Origin of the sequence: Amycolatopsis sp. NPDC098790 (genome assembly GCF_044759945.1) — a bacterium.
GTDB lineage: Bacteria > Actinomycetota > Actinomycetes > Mycobacteriales > Pseudonocardiaceae > Amycolatopsis.
The window spans coordinates 648975-666149 of sequence record NZ_JBIWAI010000004.1; the positions used below are offsets into that span (position 1 = coordinate 648975).

Consider the following 17175-nt stretch of genomic DNA (forward strand, 5'->3'; position numbering starts at 1 on the left):
GATGTGGACCCACAAGGCGTGGCCCGGGCGGTTCCTGCCGCCGTCGCTGCCGGCCAAGGAGCGCCTGCGGGCCTACGCCGGCTGGTGCAACGCCGTCGAAGGGAACACCACCTTCTACGCCACCCCCTCCCGCGCCACCGTCGCGACCTGGGCGGAGCAAACCGACCCGCAGTTCCGGTTCGTGGTCAAGGTGCCCAAGGTCGTCACGCACGAGCGCCGGTTCGCCGGCGTCGAAACCGAGATGCGGGCGTTCCTGGACGCCCTCGAGCCCCTCGGCGAGCGGGCGGTCCTGTGGACGCAGCTGCCCGGCTCGTTCGGCCCCTCGGACGTCGACGCGCTCGGCCGGTTCCTGCGCCGGCTCCCCGCCGGCCGCCGGCGCGCGGTGGAGGTGCGTCACCCCGGATTCTTCACCGACGCCGGCTCGACGTCGCTGCTGGAGGGGACGCTCGCCACCGCGGACGCCGAGTGGGTGCCCTTCGACACCACCGTCTTCTTCCGGAGCCCGCCGGCCAGCGAAGCCGAACAGGACGCGTGGGCCAAGAAACCCCGGCTGCCGCGGCGAACGCGGGCGCTCACCGACCGGCCGATCGTTCGTTACCTGGGCCGGGATTCGGTCGAGGAGACGGTCGAGGGGTGGCGGCCGTGGACCGAGGTGGCCGCCGGGTGGCTGCGCGAGGGCCGGTCACCGACGGTTTTCGTGCACACGCCGGACAACGTCGACGCACCGGCGCTGGCCCGCCGGTTCCACGACGAGGTGCGGACGCTGGTGCCCGGCCTCGACGCCCTGCCCGAGCCGGAGCCGATCGAGCCCGCGACCCTGTTCTGAGCGGCACGAAAGGATTCACCGGCCGGCGGCCAGCACGGCCGCGAGGCCCTCTCGCAAATCCTCGACGAAAAACCCGGGAACCTCCAACGACGGAAAGTGTCCCCCGGTTTCCGGCGAGCCCCACCGCACGATCCGCCGGAACCGCTCCTCCGCCCACGGACGCGGGCACTTCTCGATGTCCCGGGGGTACACACTGATCGCCGACGGGACGTCCACCCTGAGCCCGGGGTCGAGCGAATCGTGGCTTTCGTAGTAGATCCGGGCCGCCGATGCCCCGCTGCGCGTCAGCCAATACAACGTGACGTCGTCGAGGATGCGGTCGCGGGAGATCGTCTCGAATGGACTGTCCGAAGTGTCCGTCCACTCGGCGAACTTGTCGAGGATCCAGGCGAGCAGCCCGACCGGTGAGTCGACGAGCGAGTAGCCGATGGTCTGCGGCCGGGTCGCCTGCTGCTTCGCGTAGGCCGCGCGGTGGAGCCAGAAGTCGCGGGTTTCCTCGGTCCACTCGCGCTCGGCGGGCGTCAGACCGTCCGTCGGCAAGCCCGGCGGTGCCTGCGGGGTCACCGTGTGGATGCCGAGGACGTGCTCCGGGAAGCGGCCGCCGAGGATCGTCGTGATCACGCCTCCCCAGTCGCCGCCGTGAGCCAGGAACTCGTCGTAGCCGAGCCGTTCCATCAGTTCGACCCAGGCGGCCGCGATCTTTTCGGTTCCCCAGCCGGTCGTGGCCGGCTTGTCGCTGAAACCGAAGCCCGGCAACGACGGGGCCACGACGTGGAACGCCGGCGCGTCCGCGTCTTGCGGGTCCGCCAGCTCGTCCAGCACGTCGACGAACTCGGCGACGCTGCCCGGCCAGCCGTGCGTCAAGAGCAACGGCGTGGCGTCCGCGCGCGCGGATCGGCGGTGCAGGAAGTGGATTCCCAGACCGTCGACGGTCGTGCGGAACTGGCCGATCGCGTTGAGCCGCGCCTCGAACGGCCGCCAGTCGTAACCGGTGCGCCAGTAGTCCACCACCTCGGCGAGGTCGGCGAGCGGAACGCCCTGCTCCCAGCGGCGCCGGACCGTCTCGGCTTCCGGCAGCCGCGCCGCGGCCAGCCGCGCGCGCAGGTCGTCGAGGTCGGCGTCGGTCGCGTGGGCTTCGAATGCGTGCACGTCGGGCATGAGTCCTCCTGGCCTTCCCGGAACCGTCTTAGACGGTTCTAACACGTCACGATGAGCCAGAGCAACCTGCTAAGCTGGTTCCATGCGCGCCGAGTTCCCTGGTTTCCGCCTCGGCTCCGTGCTGGCGACGAGCTTCACGGGGACGCTGTCGGAGCGTCGTGGCGACTCGCTGGAGCGCATTCCCACGCCGGAGAGGCTCGTCGAATGGCTCGCGGTGAGCGGCCTCGCCGTGGACTCCTGCACCACCGCGCAGCTCGAACTCGCGTGGGAGCTGCGGGAAGCGATCCACGCCGCCGCGACGGCGGCCGCCACCCAGGACGCTCTGCCCGCGGCCGCGGTCCGGATCATCAACGACCGCAGCACCGACGGCCGGGCCGCGGCCGTCCTGACGCCCGAGGGCGAACGGCGGTGGCGGCTCAGCTCGGCGTCCCGCGTGGAGGACGCGCTGGGCGTGATCGCCGCCGACGCGATCGGCATCATCTCCGGCGAACGTGACGGAAAACTGGCGTTGTGCGCGTCGCCGACCTGTCAGGCCGCTTTCTTCGACACCAGCCAAAGCCGCACGCGCCGGTGGTGCGACATGAACACGTGCGGGAACCGGCAGAAGAAAGCGCGGTTCATCGCCAACCAGCGCAAAAAGACGGGATCAGCGAGCCAGGGCGAGTAGTTCGCCGATCGCCTGCCCGGAACCGTCGTGGGTGAGGTGGGCGATGGCGAACATGGGCGCGATCACCCGGCTCCACGCGTAGAGCCGGTCGCCGTCGAGCCCGCACGCGGTCGCCACCCGCTCGCAACGAGTCTCGACGCCCTCGTGTCCGGCACCGGCCACGACGTAGTCGACGGCGTCGAAGCACGGATCGCTGACGCACGCCTTGGGATCGATCGCGACCAGGCCTCGCGACGGGCCGCCGTCGAGGGCGTTGGCGAGGTGCAAATCGCCGTGCAGCAACACAATCCGGCTTTGCGTGTCCAGCAGCCTCTCGCAGCGCCGCATCGCCCGCGCCCACGTGTCCTGGCCGATCCGGGCGCCGATGGCCGGTTCGGACAGCCGACGGCCGATCCGGGCGAAGGCCTCGTCACAGCGGCCGCGGAGGTCCCACGGCCAGCCCGCGGGCGGGGCCACGGCGTGCAGCGCGGCGAGCAGTTCCCCCCACTGCGGCGGCAACGACGCCGGCGGCAGGTCTTCGGCCTCGGTACCGGGCCGGATTTCCTCCAGCACCATCGCACCGGCCTCGGCGTCCGCGCCCAGCACGGCCGGCACCCGGCCCGACGACGCGAACACGCGCAGCATCTCACCCTGCTTGGTCAGCAACGCCCGGTCCGGGCTGAGCTTGAGCACCGCGGGAGTGCCGTCCGGCCACCGGCACCGCAGGACGACGGAGGACGCTCCGCTTTCGAAGGGTTCGCCGAGCACGAGACCCCATCGGGACGCCAGCCGCGCGGCGAGGGCGGGCATCTGTTCGAGCCACCCCTCGGCCGCGGGACCGAATCTCCTGACCAGCCGCGCGCCGGTTTCTTCCATGTCCACTCCGCGAGTCTGCCCGAACCCGCGCACCGACCTGTCGTGCCGCGGATGTGCGATGGTCGGAGGATGACGAGAACTCCCGCGGAGTTCGACCGCTGGTACGCGGACCGGGTCGAATCGCCGGTTGCCGACGAGCTCGTGCGGCGCGTGCTCGGTCTTCCGCCGGACCTGCAGTCCACCAGTCTGCTGACCGGAGCCGGGCTCGATCAGGTCGTGGCGGCGCTCGGCCTGCGTGCCGGGCAGGTTTTGCTGGATCTGGCCTGCGGTCGCGGCGGGTACGGGCTGGAGATCGCGCGACGCACCGGCTGCCGGGTTGTCGGGCTCGACTTCTCGCGGGTCGCGATCGACCACGCGCAGCTTCGGGCACAGACGCTCGGGCTGGCGGATCGAGCCGGTTTCCGGGTGGGTGAGCTGACCCGCACCGGCCTGGGCCCGGCGTCGGTCGACGCGGTGCTCGTCGTCGACTCCATCCAGTTCGCCGAGCCGACGCTGGACGCTCTGCTGGAATGCCGCCGGGTTCTCCGTCCCGGCGGACGCGTGGTCGTCACCTGCTGGGAAGCGGCGGACGCCGGCGACGAGCGGGTGTCACCGCGACTGCGACAGCTGGATCTGCGCCGGCAGTTGCCGCGAGCCGGGTTCGTGGACGTCGAAGTCACCGACGAACCGGCGTGGCACCTGGCCGAACAGACGCTGTGGCAGGAGGCTCTCGCCGTCGACGCCGGTGAGGACCCGGCGGTGCGGTCGATGCAAGAGGAGGCACGACGAGTCCTGGCGACCTTCGACCGGATGCGACGCGTCCTGGCCCGAGCCAGCCACCCGTGATGAGTTTTCGCACCCCCTCCCGTCTCACCTTGGACACCACCCCCTGAGACGGAAGGATGACGCCATGAGCGCGGACACGCGGCTGCACGAGGTCGACGAACCGGAGTTCACCGGGCTCGCTCGACGACACCGGAAAGAACTGCACGTCCACTGCTACCGGATGCTCGGCTCCTTCGAAGACGCCGAGGACACCGTCCAGGAGACCTTCCTCCGTGCGTGGCGCCGCCGGGAGACCTTCGAAGGCCGGTCGACCTTCCGGGCCTGGCTCTACCGGATCGCCACCAACGCCTGCCTGGACCTGCTCGCCAAGATCCGTCCCGAGCCCGCCGTCGGTGGGGAGGTCCCCTGGCTGCAGCCCTACCCCGACGACGCCCCTGAAGCCGCCGCCCTCGCGCGGGAGACCATCGAGCTCGCCTACCTCGTCGCCGTGCAGCACCTCGCTCCGCGTCCGCGGGCCGTGCTCATCCTGCGGGACGTCGTCGGGTGGCCGGCCAAGGACGTCGCCGAGCTGCTCGGGGACTCCGTCAACTCCGTGAACAGCGCCCTGCAGCGGGCTCGCGCCGGGATGCGGGCGCACCTGCCCGCCGAACGGCAGGACTGGACCGGCGACGAAGACGACGCCGCCACCCGGGAACTCGTGCGCCGCTACACCGAGGCCAGCGTGGCCACCGACGTCGACGCTCTCGCCGCCCTGCTCCGCGAGGACGTCCGCTGCTCGATGCCGCCCACCCCTGGCCTGCGCGTCGGCCGCGAGGCGGTCGTCAACGACTGGGTCGAGAGCGGCTTCGAGAGCATGACCGGCCTGCGCGCCGTCCTCACCGAAGTGAACCGGCAGCCCGCCATCGCCTTCTACCAATGGCACGAGGACGCCTACCTGCCGCTCGCCATCGACGTCCTGCGCATCGCCGGTGGGTTGGTGGCCGAGATTGTCACCTTCCACGCCGACCGGTTCCCCCAGCTCGGGCTGCCGGAAAAGATCTTCGAGGACGCTGTCGGATCGGGGGCGGGGCGTTCGTAGCAGGGGTGAGACCGCAAGCGGGCGGCCCCGAAGGGAAGGAACCCCGATGAAGCTGACCACCATGACCCAGGTGACCCTCGACGGTGTCGTGCAGGGCAACGGCGGCGCGTCCGACGAGGACCGCCGCGCCGGGTTCGACCGCGGCGGCTGGGCCCTGGGCAAGGGTGACGACGAGACCCGGGCCTTCATCACGCGCACCTACCAGCAGGCCGACGCCTTCCTCTTCGGCCGGCGCACCTACGAGCTGTTCGCCGCCGCCTGGGGGCCCCAGCAGGCCCACCCCGTCGGTGCCGCCTTGAACGCCGCTCCCAAGTACGTCGCCTCGACCACGCTCGCCGCGCCGACCTGGGAGAACTCCACCGTGCTCGAAGCGGACCTCGCGGCGGCGATCAAGGAGCTGAAGGCGCGGCCCGGCGGCGAGCTGCAGGTGCACGGCAGCGGCACCCTGCTGCGGTGGCTCCTGGCGAACGACCTGGTCGACGAGCTGACCCTGATCGTGATCCCGGTGGTCGTCGGCCAGGGCACGCGGCTGTTCCCGGAAACCGGCCCGGACCTCGCCCTGGACCTGGTTGACTCGCGAGTCGACTCGAAGGGCGTGACGATCCAGGTCCTCCGGCCCGCCGGACGCCCCCAGTACGCGACCGCCTGACCAGCACGGGAGAACGAGCATGCACTACCTGGTTTCCGTCATCGACGACAAGAGCAACCCCGGCAGCACCGACCGGCAGCCCGCCATCAGCGAGTTCAACGAACGGCTGATCGCCGACGGCTACTGGGTCTTCGCCGGCGGGCTCGCCGACACCGGCGCGGCCACCGTCGTCGACAACCGGGGCGAGCAGGCGGTGGTCACCGACGGACCCTTCCTCGAGTCCAAGGAGTACCTCGCCGGCGTCTGGGTGTGGGAGGCCCCCGACCTGGACGTCGCGCTCGAGCTCGCCACCGAGGCGTCGAAGGTCTGCGACCGCAAGATCGAGGTCCGGCCATTCCTGTGAACGACGTCGAGCAGGCGATCACCCGGGCGCACCGCGAGGAGTGGGCCCGGGTGGTCGCGGCCCTGGCCAGGCGCTTCGGTGACCTCGACGTCGCCGAGGAGGCGGCAGCCGAGGCGTTCGCGGTCGCCGTCGAGAAGTGGCCGGCCGACGGTGTGCCCCCGAACCCCGGCGCCTGGCTGACCACCACCGCCCAGCGCAAGGCCATCGACCGGATCCGGCGCGAGAGCAAGCGCGACGACAAGCAGAAGGAGGCGGGAATGCTGCACGACGACGACCCGCCCGAGCTCCTCGGCGCCATCGACGACGACCGGCTCCGGCTCGTCTTCACCTGCTGCCACCCGGCGCTGGCGGTCGAAGCCCGCGTGGCGCTGACGCTGCGCATGGTCGGCGGCCTGACCGTGCCCGAGATCGCCCGTGCCTTCCTGGTCTCCGAGAGCACCGTGGGCCAGCGGATCACCCGCGCGAAGGCCAAGATCAAGGCGGCCCGCATCCCCTACCGCGTGCCATCCGCCGGGGACCTGCCGGCCCGCGTCTCCGGCGTGCTGACCGTCCTGTTCCTCGTGTTCAACGAGGGCTACCTGGCGACCGGCCCGGACACCGATCCGGTGCGGCACGACCTGACGGCCGAGGCGATCCGGCTCACCCGCCTGATCCACGTCCTCCTGCCGGACGACGGCGAGGTCACCGGGCTGCTGGCGTTGATGCTGCTCACCGAGGCCCGCCGCCCGGCCCGGGTCTCGGCCGGCGGCGAACTGGTCGCGCTCGACGAGCAGGACCGCGGGGCCTGGGACGCAGGCCTGATCGCCGAGGGCCACCGGCTGGTGCGCGAACGCCTGGTCAGTGGCGTGGCGCCGGGGCGCTACCAGATCCTGGCCGCGATCAACGCCGTGCACACGTCCGCCCCCGACATGCGCGACACCGACTGGTCGCAGGTCCTCGCCCTCTACGACCAGCTCGTCCGCGTCGACGCCTCGCCGGTCGTCGCGCTCAACCGGGCCGTCGCGGTCGCCGAGCTCGACGGCCCGCAGGTGGCGCTGGCGGCGGTCGAGCAGCTCGAGCCCCAGCTGGCCGGCTACCACCCCTTCCACGCCACCCGCGCCGACCTGCTGCGCCGGCTGGACCGCGACGAGGAGGCGCGCGCGGCCTACGACAAGGCCATCGAGCTGGCGGGCAACACGGCGGAGACCGCGTCCCTGACCCGTCGTCGCGACCGGCTGCCTACCGCGGACTGAGGTACCGCAGCAGCACGCTGGCGCCGTCGGTGAGCACCGACGCCAGCTCCAGCGACGCCGGGTCGATCGCCCCGCCGACGGCCGCCCGGCTCGACGCGCCCGCCACCAGGAACGGCGCCACGGTCAGGCGGAACTCGTCGACCACGCCGGCCTCGATCAGCGAGCCGAACAGCCGGGGCCCGCCCTCGCAGTCGATGCGGCCCAATCCCTCGGCGACCAGCGTCTCGACCACCTGCGCGGCCGAAACGCCCGTCGAACCCGCCACGAACACCCGGGCGCCGTTCGCCGTCCACGCGTCCCGCAACGCCGACGGCGCCGCCTCGGACGTGAACACCAGCGTCGGGACCGCCGCCTTCGTGATCACCGGGGCGTCCGGCGGCAGCGACCGCCCGGTCGTCACCACCGCGACCGGGGCGATCGGCGCCAAGCCGAACCGGCGGCGGCGCTCGGCCGTGCGTTCGTCGGGGCGCATGCCTTCGAAGCCCTCGGCCATCGCCGTGCCCGCACCCACCAGCACGACGTCGGCGAGGTCGTTGCCCAGCCGGTAGACGACCCGGTCGGCCGGCGTCGACAGGCTCGCCGACCGGCCCTCGACGGTGATCGCGCCGTCCGCGCTGGACACGAAGTTGACCGCGACCCAGCGCGGGTCGGCGGGGTAGCGGTACAGCTGCTCCAGGTCGTGGTCGTCGAGGCCGCGCTCGACCGGCCAGATCTGCCGGATCACTCCCATCGGACCGCCTTCGCCGGCGGGCGCGTGCCCGCGATGCTCGCCGCCATCTCGGCCACGTGCCGCGTCGCGCGCACGTGCCGGGTCCGGATGATCGCCGCGCCCGCCGACGCCGCGAGCGCCGCCAGCGCCAGGCCGGCCGGGGTGCCGTCGCCGGCCGGCTCCACCAGCACCGGGACGTCCCCGGGCAGGGACGGCGGCGACCGCAGCACGCCGACGTCCAGGACGAACCCGGGCAGGTCGGCCTTCGAGGAGCCGGCGTACCCGGCACCGAACCGCGCCGCGACGTCGGTGAGGTCGGTCCGGGCGAGGATCAGGTCCGCGCCGGCCGCGCAGCTACCCGCCGCCACCGCCGCGTCCGCGGTGTCGACGGCCAGGACGAGGTCGGGGAACTTCTCGCGCGTCCAGGAGATCAAGGATTCGACGCCGGTTCCGGCGAAACCCACGAGGTCGGCGCCGTCCTCGACGGCGCTCACGACCGCCTCCCGCGCCGCGTCGGGTTCCGGGAGCACCTGGATCGCGGCCAGCACCAGCGCGCGGTCCCTGCTCAACCGGCGGCCCCGGAAGACGAGGTCGGGGGTGTTCATCGCGCTCTCCCTGCTGGACGTCCGTGCCTCGCGATCATAAGCGAGCCAGCGGGAAAGCACTCTTCGCCGGCAGGTGGCGGGGCCTCGTCGCCGGGCCACCCGACCGTGGCGGAACTCCTCAGGAGGCGATGGCCTCGTTGATCGCCAGCAGCTCCTGCGCGGTGCGCGTGGCGGTGAACTCGATGACCTGGTAGCGCGCGAGGCGCTGGACGACGAACGGGTCGCTGGCGAGCACCGCGTCGAGCTTGCCGCGCAGCACCGACCGCGTGAGGATCACCTGGTCGGCCACGCCGTTCCCCTTTCCGGAAACGAGGAAGACCCCCTTCGTGAATTGTTTGCGCAACCATTCCGAATGGTCCGGCAGCGCGTAGTCGACTTCTGTCTCGGGTGCCGTGTAGGTCAGCAGGGCGATGTACATGATCCGATGGTAGAACTCTTCCGGCCGGGACGCATCCGCCTGGCGAGTGTCGCGGCGCACGCGTTTTCCCCATATTCCGGTCAAGAACACCGCAATTCCTTTACCAATGCTTTTCGACATTCTTCCCGATTGCCGTACGCCCGTCGTCGTACGCCGCGGTGCCGCCGCCGGGCCGACGCGGTGACGTCCTCCGCGGCGCGACACTCCGTCCCATGAACGCTTTGACCCGGATCTGGCACGACGGTAAGCGAGCCGAGAAGATCGCTTACGCCGTCGGCGCGGCGCTGTTCCTGAGCGGCGTCGTCCACGCGATCGTGCTCATCGCCTCCGGTGGCTCGTGGCTGGGCCCGCTGTCGATGCGCAAGGCCGTCACGTTCGGCCTGTCGTTCGGGCTGACGCTCGCGTCGGTCGCCTGGGCGACGTCGTTCCTCACCGTCCGCCCGCGGCTGGGGTCCATCCTGCTCGGGGCGTTCACGGTCGCGAGCGTCGTCGAGGTCGTCCTGGTGAGCATGCAGGCCTGGCGCGGAGTGCCGTCGCACTTCGACTTCGAGACGCCGTTCGACACCGCCGTGTCGATGACGCTCGCCGCGGGTGGCGGCGTGCTCGTCCTGGTCGTCATCGGCTTCACCGCCGCGGCACTGGTCGAGCCCGGCCCGGACGCGGCGAGCCTGCGCCTGGCCGTCCGCGCCGGCCTGGTCGTGCTGCTGGTCGCGCTGGCCACGGGCGCGGTGATGATCGGCCGCGGCGTCGTCGCGGCACGCGGCGGCGACCCGCAGGCCGCGTACACGACCGCCGGCTCGCTCAAGCCGCTGCACGCGGTCGCGATGCACGCGATCCTCGTGCTGCCCGCGCTGGCCTGGGTCCTGCGCTTCACGCGCTGGCCCGAGACGCACCGGCTGCTGGTCGTGAAGGTCGCGGTCGCCGCCGACGCCGTGCTCACCGCGATCATCGGCGTCGAGTCCTCCACCGGCGTCTCCCCGTTCGCCGCACCGCTGCCGGTCCTCGCTCTGTCTGTGCTGGCCGCGGCCGCGCTGGCCGGCACCGGGGTCTACGCGCTGTCCGGGATTGAACCGCCCGTCCGGTTCACCCGTGTCCCCATCGGGAAGGCAAGGGGCCGGTAAAGCGGCGGACGGAGACCAGGCGTGCGGCACGGTATGACCACCAGAGGCCTTTTCCAGCAGAGCGCGGCGCACAGCCCGTCGTTCTTCTCCGTGGCGCGCGCGATGGGCCAGCACGCGGACGACCTCGCGGACTTCTGCATCCCCTGCAACCCGTACTTCCCCACCGACGAGATGTTCGGCCAGCTCGAACGCAACCTCCGCACGATCCTCAAGTTCTACCCGAGCGACGCCGGCGCGATCACCGCGCAGCTCGCACACGTGCTGCGGCTCAACCCGTCGACGATTTCGCTCGCCAACGGCTCGACCGAGCTGATCACCTGGATCGACCGGCTGCTGGTCGACGCCAGCATCGCCGTGCCGATCCCGACGTTCGGCCGCTGGACCGACCAGCCGCTGGAAACCGGCAAGCGCGTCGACATGTTCCTGCTCAAGGAATCCGACAACTTCGAACTGCGCGTCGACGAGTACGTCGACTTCATCAAGCGCCGCGGCTCCCGGGTCGCGGTGCTGTGCAACCCGAACAACCCCGACGGCGGATATCTGCCCCGGCGCGAAGTCGTCCGGTTCATGGACGCCCTCGAAGACCTCGACCTCGTGGTGATCGACGAGTCGTTCATCGACTTCGTCGAGGTCGAAATGAATCCCTCGGTGGCCGCCGAAGCCGTCGTGCGGCCGAACGTCATCGTGCTGAAGAGCCTCGGCAAGAACTTCGGGCTGCACGGGATCCGGTTCGGCTACCAGGTGTCGAACCCGGCGTTGACGCGCAAGCTGTCGGGCGCGCTGCCGAAGTGGAACCTCAATTCGCTCGCCGAGACCGTCATCTTCATGCTCGCCGAGCACCGAGCGGAGTACGAGGACAGCCTCAAGAAGCTGGCGCTGGACCGGTTCATGATGAACTCGCAGCTGAACCAGTTCCCGGAGCTGACGGTGTTCCCGTCACAGGCGAACTTCCTGCTCGTCAAGCTGCCCGGCTCGGTCGACGGCGCCGAGCTGTGCGACTACCTGCTCGCCGAGCACCACCTGCTGGTGCGCCAGTGCGGCAACAAGATCGGCATGACCAGCCAGTTCATGCGCTTCGGGGTGCGGCCGGACACCGAGGTCGAGCGGCTGGTCGAGGGCCTGCGCGGGGTCGAGCGCCTCGGTGGCGGCGGGCGGCACACGCCGACGATCGAGCTCGTCGCGCACTCCCGCGAGCCGGAACGGTCGATCAGCTGAGCACGTGGGCCATGGCCGGCTCGACGGCGAACGACCGGCCGTTCGCCGAGCTGGACCGCTCGGGCCGCACCCGGCGCCTGCGCCGGCTCGCCGAGTCGGCGCTGACGGACTACGACGTGCCGGTCGCCCGGCTGACGCCGCTGGGCCGCGGGCGCAACACGACGTTCCGCATCGACGGCGCCGACGGCCACCGGTACGTGCTGCGGGTGGAACGCGCGGACGGCCCGGGCACCGCGCAGGTGCGCGCGGAGATGGCGTGGCTTTCCATGCTGGGCAGGGAAACCGACCTCGTCGTGCCGCGGCCGGTGCCAACGCGGGCGCGGGACCTGGTCACCGTGGTCGCCGACCCGGCCGTGCCGGAGCCGCGGACCTGCGTGCTCTGCCACTGGGTCGACGGCCGGTTCGTCGACGAACGGCTCAGCGCGCCGCAGCTGTACGCGGTGGGCGGGTTCACCGCGCGGCTGCACCTGCACGGCGCCCGGATGAACGGCCTCGACCGCGGGCGCGTCGACGACCTCACCGAGTTCGGCCGGTCGCAGGTGGACGGCTTCTCCGACGCCGTCCTCGACCGGGCGGTGACGCTGGCCGGCGGCGACGAACGGGTCCGCGGCGCCGTCGAGCGGGTCCGCGCGGTGCGGGCCGGGCTGGGGTGCGGCGCCGACGTCTTCGGCCTGGTGCACGGCGACCTGCGGCAGGTGAACTACCTGTTCCACCGCGGGCGCGTCCGGGCCATCGACTTCGACGACTGCGGGTACGGGCACTACGCGTACGACCTCGCCGTGGCGCTCGACGAGCTCGAGCACCTGCCGCAGCGCGCCGAGTTGCGGGAGGCGCTGCTGGACGGCTACCGGTCGGTGCGCCCGGACGCGGCCACGACCGACCCGGCGGTGCTGAACGCGTTCGTCGGCCTGCGCCGGGTCCAGCTCCGCCTCCGCTGACGCGCACTTTCCCTACGAAAGTGCGCGTTACAGACCGGCGCTACAATTGCTACATGGCCGGACGATCGAGCGGCACCACCAGCACCCGCGACCGCCTGCTGCTGGCGGCCGGGCAGCTCCTGCACGAATCCGGCGGCGGACCGGTGTCGACGCGGGCGATCTGCGAGCGCGCCGGCGTCCAGGCGCCGACGCTGTACCACCACTTCGGCAGCAAGCAGGGCCTGCTCGACGCCGTCGTCAACTACGGGTTCACGCAGTACGTGCAGGCCCCGGCGCCGGGCGGCGACCCGGTCGACCGGATCCGCGCGGGCTGGGACCGGCACGTCGAGTACGGCCTGGAGAACCCGCAGTTCTACGTGCTGCTCTACGGCCAGATCGAACCCGGCGTGCCGTGCAACCTCACCTCCAGCGCCGAAGCGATGTTGCTGGAGCTGTTCACGCCGCTGGCGCGCGACGGCCGGCTGCGCGTCGAGGCCGCGGAGGCCGCGCGCCAGTTCGCGGCGGCCAACAGCGGGGTCACGCTCAGCCTGATCGCGCAGCCCGAAGGGACCCGCGACCTGGCGATGTCCGCGCAGGTCCGCGAGTCGGTACTGGCCGGGCTGCTCGCCGAGCGGCCGGCGGAAGGCTCATCCATCGGCGCGCTCGCGGTCGCTTTGTCGACCCGGCTCGCGGACGACGTCGACGCGTTGACCCCGACCGAACGGCAGATGCTGCGGGAGTGGCTGCACCGCCTCTCGAACTAACCGCGCTACATTTGCTACATTGAGTTCTATGACAAGTGTAGTGAACCTCGGCACCTACGGCGTCTTCCTGTCCCCGCACCGCGACGACGTGACGCGCAAGCAGCACGCGATCGCCGCGGACGCCCTCGGCTACGGCACGGCGTGGCTCGGCACCGGCCGCGCGTCGATCAGCGACCTCGCGTTCGTCGAAGACCTCTTGGCCTCGACCGAGCGGATCACCGTGGCGACGGCGATCGTGAACGTGTGGGCCGACGAACCGGAGCCGCTGGCCGAGTCGTACCACCGGCTCGCGGACCGGTACGGAAAGCGCTTGCTGCTGGGCATCGGCGTCGGCCACCCCGAGTCAGTCACCGGCTACCACAGCCCGTACGACACGCTCGTCGACTACCTGGACCGGCTCGACGCGGCCGGCGTGCCCGCCGAGGCGAGGGTGCTCGCCGCGCTCGGCGACCGGGTGCTGAAGCTAGCGAGGGACCGCACCGCGGGCGCGCACCCGTACCTCGTGCCGGTCGCGCACACGCGGCACGCCCGATCGGTCCTCGGCGCGGGCAAGATCCTGGCGCCGGAACAGAAAGTCGTCCTCGGCGACCCCGAGGAGGCCCGCGAAATCGGCCGCGCCTTCATCCGCGAGCCCTACCTCGGGCTCCGCAACTACGTGAACAACCTGCGGCGCCACGGGTACACCGACGCCGACGTCACCGGCGGCGGCAGCGACCGGCTGATCGACGACCTCGCGCTGCACGGGTCACCGGAGGAGGTCGCGAAGGGGCTGCGGTCCCATGTGGACGCCGGCGCCGACCACGTGGCGGTCCAGGTGATCGGCCGGTCGGCGGAGGTGGAGGCCGAGAACCACCGGCGGCTGGCCGAAGTGCTGCTCTGATCGGCCTTTCGCGCCCGTGAGACCCGACGAGCGCGGCCGATCAGGTCCGGTGCAGCTCGACGACCGGCAGCACCCGGGTCGTCCTGGCTTGGTAGTCCCCGAAACCCGGTTCGCGCGCGACGATCTCGGCGAACAGCTCGTCGCGGTCCGGTGGGAGCGTGGCCGTCGCCTCGAAAGTCTCGGTCGCGGTTTCGACTGTCACCAGTGGACAGTGCCGGAGGTTGTGGTACCAGGCGGGGTGCTTCGGCGAGCCCATGGCCGAGGCGACGACGACCAGGCGGCCGTCGATGTCCAAGGCACCCAGGGGAACGCGGTGCGGGCGGCCGGTGCGGGCACCGGTCGTGGTGAGGTGGATCAAGGTGCTCCTTTGGCGAGAAGTGATCGCCGGAGGCCGTGAACCGACACGGAATGGGCGCGCGGAGGGCACACTTCCGCCAGGGAAGGCAGAACGTGTCGATCCAAGGGGGCTGAGTTAGCCGCTACCTCCGTGCGTAGGCCCATCCGGGGCGCATCCGTACGGTAGCACGGAATCAGCGGGCGGCGTCGGCGGCTTTCTGCGCGGCGGTGGCGGCTTTGTCGGCCTGGTCGAAGGTTTCCTCGGCCTGCTCGAACTCCGCCGACGCGCGCTCGGCGCGTTCCTCGGCCTCCGCGAGGCGGGCGCGGAGGTCCTCGACGCGGGCCGTCGCCTGCTCGGCCGCGCGTTCGGTGCGGATCAGGTCGCGTTCGGCCGTCGCGCGTTCCTTCGCCAGCTCGGCGGCTTCCTTGCGCAGGCGCTCGCGTTCCTTGCGCAGGCGTTCGCGCTCCTTGCGGTCCTGTTCCTCGCGCCGGTGGTCCTTTTTGGGCTTGGCCGGTTCGGCTTTTTCCACCATCCGGGCCGGCCGCTTGCCGGCCGACGGCGGAGCGGCGGACGCGGCGAGGGTGAACCACTGGTCGGTGTCCTGGTGCGCGACCGACGTCAGCCGCCCGGCGAGGGCGAGCGCCGCGGTGTCCGGGTCGGCCGCCACGGCTTCCAGCGTCGCCTCGACCTCGCGGGAGACGGTGTCGCTCATCGACGGCAAGCCGTGGACGATCCGCCGCACGAGCTCACCGCGGCGCCGGGTCAGCGCCCGCAGGTCGTCGCCGGCCAAGCGGGTGTGGGCGTCGCGCAGCTCGTCGCCGAGTTCGGCGAGTTCCCGCAGCTCGTCGGGGTCTTCGCGGGCCAGGCGGTTGACGATCGCCGCGGCCGTGGTCGGCTTCCGCAGCTCCCGGATCCTGGCCGCGAGCTCGGCGTCCCCCTCGGCCTTGGCGGCCTTCGCCGCCGCGTTGCGCGCGTTGACGAACTCCGCGAGGTCACCCCCGTAGAGCTCGCCTGCCACCGTGTCGAAGTCCATCGCGCTCCAGCGAACCACATCGGACTGGTGCGAGCACCTGCGAAGGGTCATCATCGAGGCCATGTACTTCGATCTGGGTGTCCGGGACTTCCTCGACCGCGCGGAAACGGTGTACCCGGACCGCGTCGCGGTGGTCGACGAGCCGGACCAGCCCGCGCCCAGCTGGGGCTCGCTCACCTACGCCGAGGTCGCGCGGCGGGCTCGTGCGCAGGCCGCCAACCTCGACGCGCTCGGCGTTCCCGTCGGCGGGCGCGTGGCGATGGTGTCGCACAACGCCGCTCGGCTGCTCGTGTCGTTCTTCGGCGTGTCCGGCTGGGGCCGGATCCTGGTGCCGGTGAACTTCCGGCTCGCCCCCGCCGAGGTCAAGTACATCGTCGAGCACTCCGGCGCCGAGGTGCTGATCGTCGACCCCGAGCTGGAACACCTGCTGGACACGGTGACGGCGAAGCACGTCTTCGTCCTCGGCCGCGACGACGAAGCGATCTGGGGTGGCGACGGGACCCCGCGGCCGTGGGCCGGCGACGAGTCCGCGACGGCGACCGTCAACTACACCTCGGGCACGACCGCGCGGCCGAAGGGCGTCCAGCTCACCCAGCGCAACATCTGGCTGAACGCGGCTGTCTTCGGCCTGCACACGACGTTGAACGACAACGACGTCCTGCTGCACACGCTGCCGATGTTCCACTGCAACGGCTGGGGCATGCCGTACGCGGTGACCGGCCTCGGCGGGCGGCACATCGTGCTGCGCAAGGTCGACGGCACCGAAATCCTGCGGCGCATCGAAGAGCACGGCGTCACGATCCTGTGCGCCGCCCCGGCGGTGGTCACCGCGGCGCTGGACGGCGCCGCGAAGTGGGACGGCGAGATCCCGGGCCGCGACCGCGTCCGGATCGTGGTGGCCGGCGCACCGCCGCCGACGCGCACGATCGAGCGGGTGCGCGCCGAGCTGGGCTGGGAGTTCATCCAGATCTACGGGCTGACCGAGACGGCCCCGCTGCTGACGGTCAACCGGATGCGCAGCGAGTGGGCCGACCTCGACCCGCACGAGCAGGCCCGTCTGCTCGGCCGCGCGGGAACGCCCGCGCTGGGCGTCCGGATCGCCGTCGACACGGACGGCGAGGTGCTGGCCCAGTCGAACCACAACCTCGACGGCTACTGGGAGAACCCCGACGAGACCGCGCGGGTGCAGGAAGGCAACTGGTTCCACACGGGCGACGGCGGCTCGTTCGAAGACGGCTACCTGACGATCGCGGACCGCAAGAAGGACGTGATCATCTCGGGCGGCGAGAACGTGTCGTCGATCGAGGTGGAGGACGCGCTGAACTCGCACCCGGCGGTCCGCGAGGCCGCGGTGATCGGCATCCCGGACGAGAAGTGGGGCGAGCTGGTGACGGCCCTGGTGGTCACTTCGCCGGAGGTCACTGAGGTGTCTTCGGAAGAGCTGATCAAGCACTGCCGCGAGTACCTGGCCGGCTACAAGTGCCCGAAGCGCGTGGAGTTCCTGGACGAGCTGCCCCGGACGGCGACCGGGAAGATCCAGAAGTTCAAGCTGCGGGAGCCGTTCTGGCAGGGCCAGGCACGGCAAGTCAACTGACGCGAGCCG

The 17175-nt window shown here is 71.6% G+C and carries 20 protein-coding genes; 13 read left to right on the forward strand and 7 right to left on the reverse strand.

Annotation, left to right across the window (positions count from 1 at the left end):
• Position 1 precedes the first annotated feature (1 nt).
• Positions 2-826, forward strand: a complete 825-nt coding sequence (locus ACIQWX_RS32350) for a DUF72 domain-containing protein (protein WP_400879801.1) — start codon at positions 2-4, stop codon at positions 824-826.
• Positions 827-841: 15 nt separating this feature from the next.
• Here ACIQWX_RS32350 and ACIQWX_RS32355 read toward each other — a convergent pair whose 3' ends face one another.
• Complete coding sequence (locus ACIQWX_RS32355) at positions 842-1984, reverse strand: epoxide hydrolase (protein WP_400879166.1); 1143 nt, start codon at positions 1982-1984, stop codon at positions 842-844.
• Between the two features lie 82 nt (positions 1985-2066).
• Here ACIQWX_RS32355 and ACIQWX_RS32360 point away from each other — a divergent pair, with 82 nt between their 5' ends.
• Positions 2067-2651: a CGNR zinc finger domain-containing protein gene (locus tag ACIQWX_RS32360; protein WP_400879167.1), complete on the forward strand. Its 585-nt coding sequence runs from the start codon at positions 2067-2069 to the stop codon at positions 2649-2651.
• Here ACIQWX_RS32360 and ACIQWX_RS32365 read toward each other — a convergent pair.
• Complete coding sequence (locus tag ACIQWX_RS32365) at positions 2631-3506, reverse strand: aminoglycoside phosphotransferase family protein (RefSeq protein ID WP_400879804.1); 876 nt, start codon at positions 3504-3506, stop codon at positions 2631-2633. The genes ACIQWX_RS32360 and ACIQWX_RS32365 overlap by 21 nt on opposite strands.
• A gap of 69 nt (positions 3507-3575) precedes the next feature.
• Here ACIQWX_RS32365 and ACIQWX_RS32370 point away from each other — a divergent pair, with 69 nt between their 5' ends.
• From ACIQWX_RS32370 to ACIQWX_RS32390, 5 genes are all read left to right on the forward strand, one after another.
• Positions 3576-4331, forward strand: a complete 756-nt coding sequence (locus ACIQWX_RS32370) for an SAM-dependent methyltransferase (protein ID WP_400879170.1) — start codon at positions 3576-3578, stop codon at positions 4329-4331.
• Positions 4332-4395: 64 nt separating this feature from the next.
• The gene (locus tag ACIQWX_RS32375; protein ID WP_400879173.1) at positions 4396-5349 is read left to right on the forward strand and encodes an RNA polymerase subunit sigma-70; all 954 of its coding nucleotides are present in this window, start codon (positions 4396-4398) and stop codon (positions 5347-5349) included.
• 46 nt (positions 5350-5395) lie between these two features.
• On the forward strand, positions 5396-5998 hold the full coding sequence (locus tag ACIQWX_RS32380) for a dihydrofolate reductase family protein (protein WP_400879175.1): 603 nt from the start codon (positions 5396-5398) through the stop codon (positions 5996-5998).
• A gap of 19 nt (positions 5999-6017) precedes the next feature.
• Positions 6018-6341, forward strand: coding sequence for a YciI family protein (locus ACIQWX_RS32385; RefSeq protein WP_400879178.1), 324 nt, complete (start codon positions 6018-6020; stop codon positions 6339-6341).
• Complete coding sequence (locus tag ACIQWX_RS32390) at positions 6338-7573, forward strand: RNA polymerase sigma factor (RefSeq protein ID WP_400879181.1); 1236 nt, start codon at positions 6338-6340, stop codon at positions 7571-7573. Before ACIQWX_RS32385 ends, ACIQWX_RS32390 begins: the two co-directional genes overlap by 4 nt.
• On the opposite strand, the gene ACIQWX_RS32395 is transcribed toward ACIQWX_RS32390, so the two are convergent.
• The 3 genes from ACIQWX_RS32395 to ACIQWX_RS32405 form a co-directional block, all read right to left on the reverse strand.
• Positions 7560-8297 (reverse strand): dihydrofolate reductase family protein, encoded by a 738-nt coding sequence (locus ACIQWX_RS32395; protein ID WP_400879807.1) that lies wholly within the window; start codon positions 8295-8297, stop codon positions 7560-7562. The genes ACIQWX_RS32390 and ACIQWX_RS32395 overlap by 14 nt on opposite strands.
• Positions 8294-8887 (reverse strand): dihydropteroate synthase, encoded by a 594-nt coding sequence (locus tag ACIQWX_RS32400; protein ID WP_400879183.1) that lies wholly within the window; start codon positions 8885-8887, stop codon positions 8294-8296. Before ACIQWX_RS32400 ends, ACIQWX_RS32395 begins: the two co-directional genes overlap by 4 nt.
• 118 nt (positions 8888-9005) lie before the next feature.
• Positions 9006-9305 (reverse strand): YciI family protein, encoded by a 300-nt coding sequence (locus ACIQWX_RS32405; RefSeq protein ID WP_400879810.1) that lies wholly within the window; start codon positions 9303-9305, stop codon positions 9006-9008.
• A 212-nt stretch (positions 9306-9517) separates the two neighbouring features.
• Here ACIQWX_RS32405 and ACIQWX_RS32410 point away from each other — a divergent pair, with 212 nt between their 5' ends.
• The 5 genes from ACIQWX_RS32410 to ACIQWX_RS32430 are packed head-to-tail and all read left to right on the forward strand — an operon-like array spanning position 9518 to position 14202.
• A complete protein-coding gene (locus tag ACIQWX_RS32410; RefSeq protein ID WP_400879185.1) occupies positions 9518-10426 on the forward strand; it encodes a hypothetical protein in 909 nt (302 codons plus the stop codon).
• 33 nt (positions 10427-10459) lie between these two features.
• Positions 10460-11641 carry a pyridoxal phosphate-dependent aminotransferase gene (locus ACIQWX_RS32415; protein WP_400879188.1) on the forward strand — a complete coding sequence of 394 codons (1182 nt, stop codon included), beginning with the start codon at positions 10460-10462 and terminating at the stop codon, positions 11639-11641.
• An 11-nt stretch (positions 11642-11652) separates the two neighbouring features.
• On the forward strand, positions 11653-12579 hold the full coding sequence (locus ACIQWX_RS32420) for a phosphotransferase enzyme family protein (RefSeq protein ID WP_400879191.1): 927 nt from the start codon (positions 11653-11655) through the stop codon (positions 12577-12579).
• Between the two features lie 53 nt (positions 12580-12632).
• On the forward strand, positions 12633-13322 hold the full coding sequence (locus ACIQWX_RS32425; RefSeq protein WP_400879193.1) for a TetR/AcrR family transcriptional regulator: 690 nt from the start codon (positions 12633-12635) through the stop codon (positions 13320-13322).
• Between the two features lie 28 nt (positions 13323-13350).
• Positions 13351-14202, forward strand: a complete 852-nt coding sequence (locus tag ACIQWX_RS32430; protein WP_400879196.1) for an LLM class F420-dependent oxidoreductase — start codon at positions 13351-13353, stop codon at positions 14200-14202.
• Positions 14203-14242: 40 nt separating this feature from the next.
• Here ACIQWX_RS32430 and ACIQWX_RS32435 read toward each other — a convergent pair whose 3' ends face one another.
• The gene (locus ACIQWX_RS32435; RefSeq protein WP_400879199.1) at positions 14243-14560 is read right to left on the reverse strand and encodes a nitroreductase/quinone reductase family protein; all 318 of its coding nucleotides are present in this window, start codon (positions 14558-14560) and stop codon (positions 14243-14245) included.
• Positions 14561-14732: 172 nt separating this feature from the next.
• Positions 14733-15572, reverse strand: coding sequence for a hypothetical protein (locus ACIQWX_RS32440; protein ID WP_400879201.1), 840 nt, complete (start codon positions 15570-15572; stop codon positions 14733-14735).
• Positions 15573-15633: 61 nt separating this feature from the next.
• Between ACIQWX_RS32440 and ACIQWX_RS32445 the strand changes: the two genes are divergently transcribed.
• A complete protein-coding gene (locus tag ACIQWX_RS32445) occupies positions 15634-17166 on the forward strand; it encodes an AMP-binding protein (protein ID WP_400879204.1) in 1533 nt (510 codons plus the stop codon).
• The last annotated feature ends 9 nt before the right edge of the window (positions 17167-17175 follow it).

Excerpts from the sequence above, each read along its gene's own strand:
- ACIQWX_RS32440 (WP_400879201.1), bottom strand. The coding sequence starts at position 15,572 with ATGGACTTCGACACGGTGGCAGGCGAGCTCTACGGGGGTGACCTCGCG.
- ACIQWX_RS32375 (WP_400879173.1), top strand. The coding sequence starts at position 4,396 with ATGAGCGCGGACACGCGGCTGCACGAGGTCGACGAACCGGAGTTCACC.
- ACIQWX_RS32355 (WP_400879166.1), bottom strand. The coding sequence starts at position 1,984 with ATGCCCGACGTGCACGCATTCGAAGCCCACGCGACCGACGCCGACCTC.
- ACIQWX_RS32350 (WP_400879801.1), top strand. The coding sequence starts at position 2 with ATGTGGACCCACAAGGCGTGGCCCGGGCGGTTCCTGCCGCCGTCGCTG.
- ACIQWX_RS32415 (WP_400879188.1), top strand. The coding sequence starts at position 10,460 with ATGACCACCAGAGGCCTTTTCCAGCAGAGCGCGGCGCACAGCCCGTCG.
- ACIQWX_RS32400 (WP_400879183.1), bottom strand. The coding sequence starts at position 8,887 with ATGAACACCCCCGACCTCGTCTTCCGGGGCCGCCGGTTGAGCAGGGAC.
- ACIQWX_RS32405 (WP_400879810.1), bottom strand. The coding sequence starts at position 9,305 with ATGTACATCGCCCTGCTGACCTACACGGCACCCGAGACAGAAGTCGAC.
- ACIQWX_RS32380 (WP_400879175.1), top strand. The coding sequence starts at position 5,396 with ATGAAGCTGACCACCATGACCCAGGTGACCCTCGACGGTGTCGTGCAG.
- ACIQWX_RS32445 (WP_400879204.1), top strand. The coding sequence starts at position 15,634 with ATGTACTTCGATCTGGGTGTCCGGGACTTCCTCGACCGCGCGGAAACG.
- ACIQWX_RS32365 (WP_400879804.1), bottom strand. The coding sequence starts at position 3,506 with ATGGAAGAAACCGGCGCGCGGCTGGTCAGGAGATTCGGTCCCGCGGCC.
- ACIQWX_RS32385 (WP_400879178.1), top strand. The coding sequence starts at position 6,018 with ATGCACTACCTGGTTTCCGTCATCGACGACAAGAGCAACCCCGGCAGC.
- ACIQWX_RS32360 (WP_400879167.1), top strand. The coding sequence starts at position 2,067 with ATGCGCGCCGAGTTCCCTGGTTTCCGCCTCGGCTCCGTGCTGGCGACG.
- ACIQWX_RS32370 (WP_400879170.1), top strand. The coding sequence starts at position 3,576 with ATGACGAGAACTCCCGCGGAGTTCGACCGCTGGTACGCGGACCGGGTC.
- ACIQWX_RS32430 (WP_400879196.1), top strand. The coding sequence starts at position 13,351 with ATGACAAGTGTAGTGAACCTCGGCACCTACGGCGTCTTCCTGTCCCCG.
- ACIQWX_RS32410 (WP_400879185.1), top strand. The coding sequence starts at position 9,518 with ATGAACGCTTTGACCCGGATCTGGCACGACGGTAAGCGAGCCGAGAAG.
- ACIQWX_RS32420 (WP_400879191.1), top strand. The coding sequence starts at position 11,653 with ATGGCCGGCTCGACGGCGAACGACCGGCCGTTCGCCGAGCTGGACCGC.
- ACIQWX_RS32425 (WP_400879193.1), top strand. The coding sequence starts at position 12,633 with ATGGCCGGACGATCGAGCGGCACCACCAGCACCCGCGACCGCCTGCTG.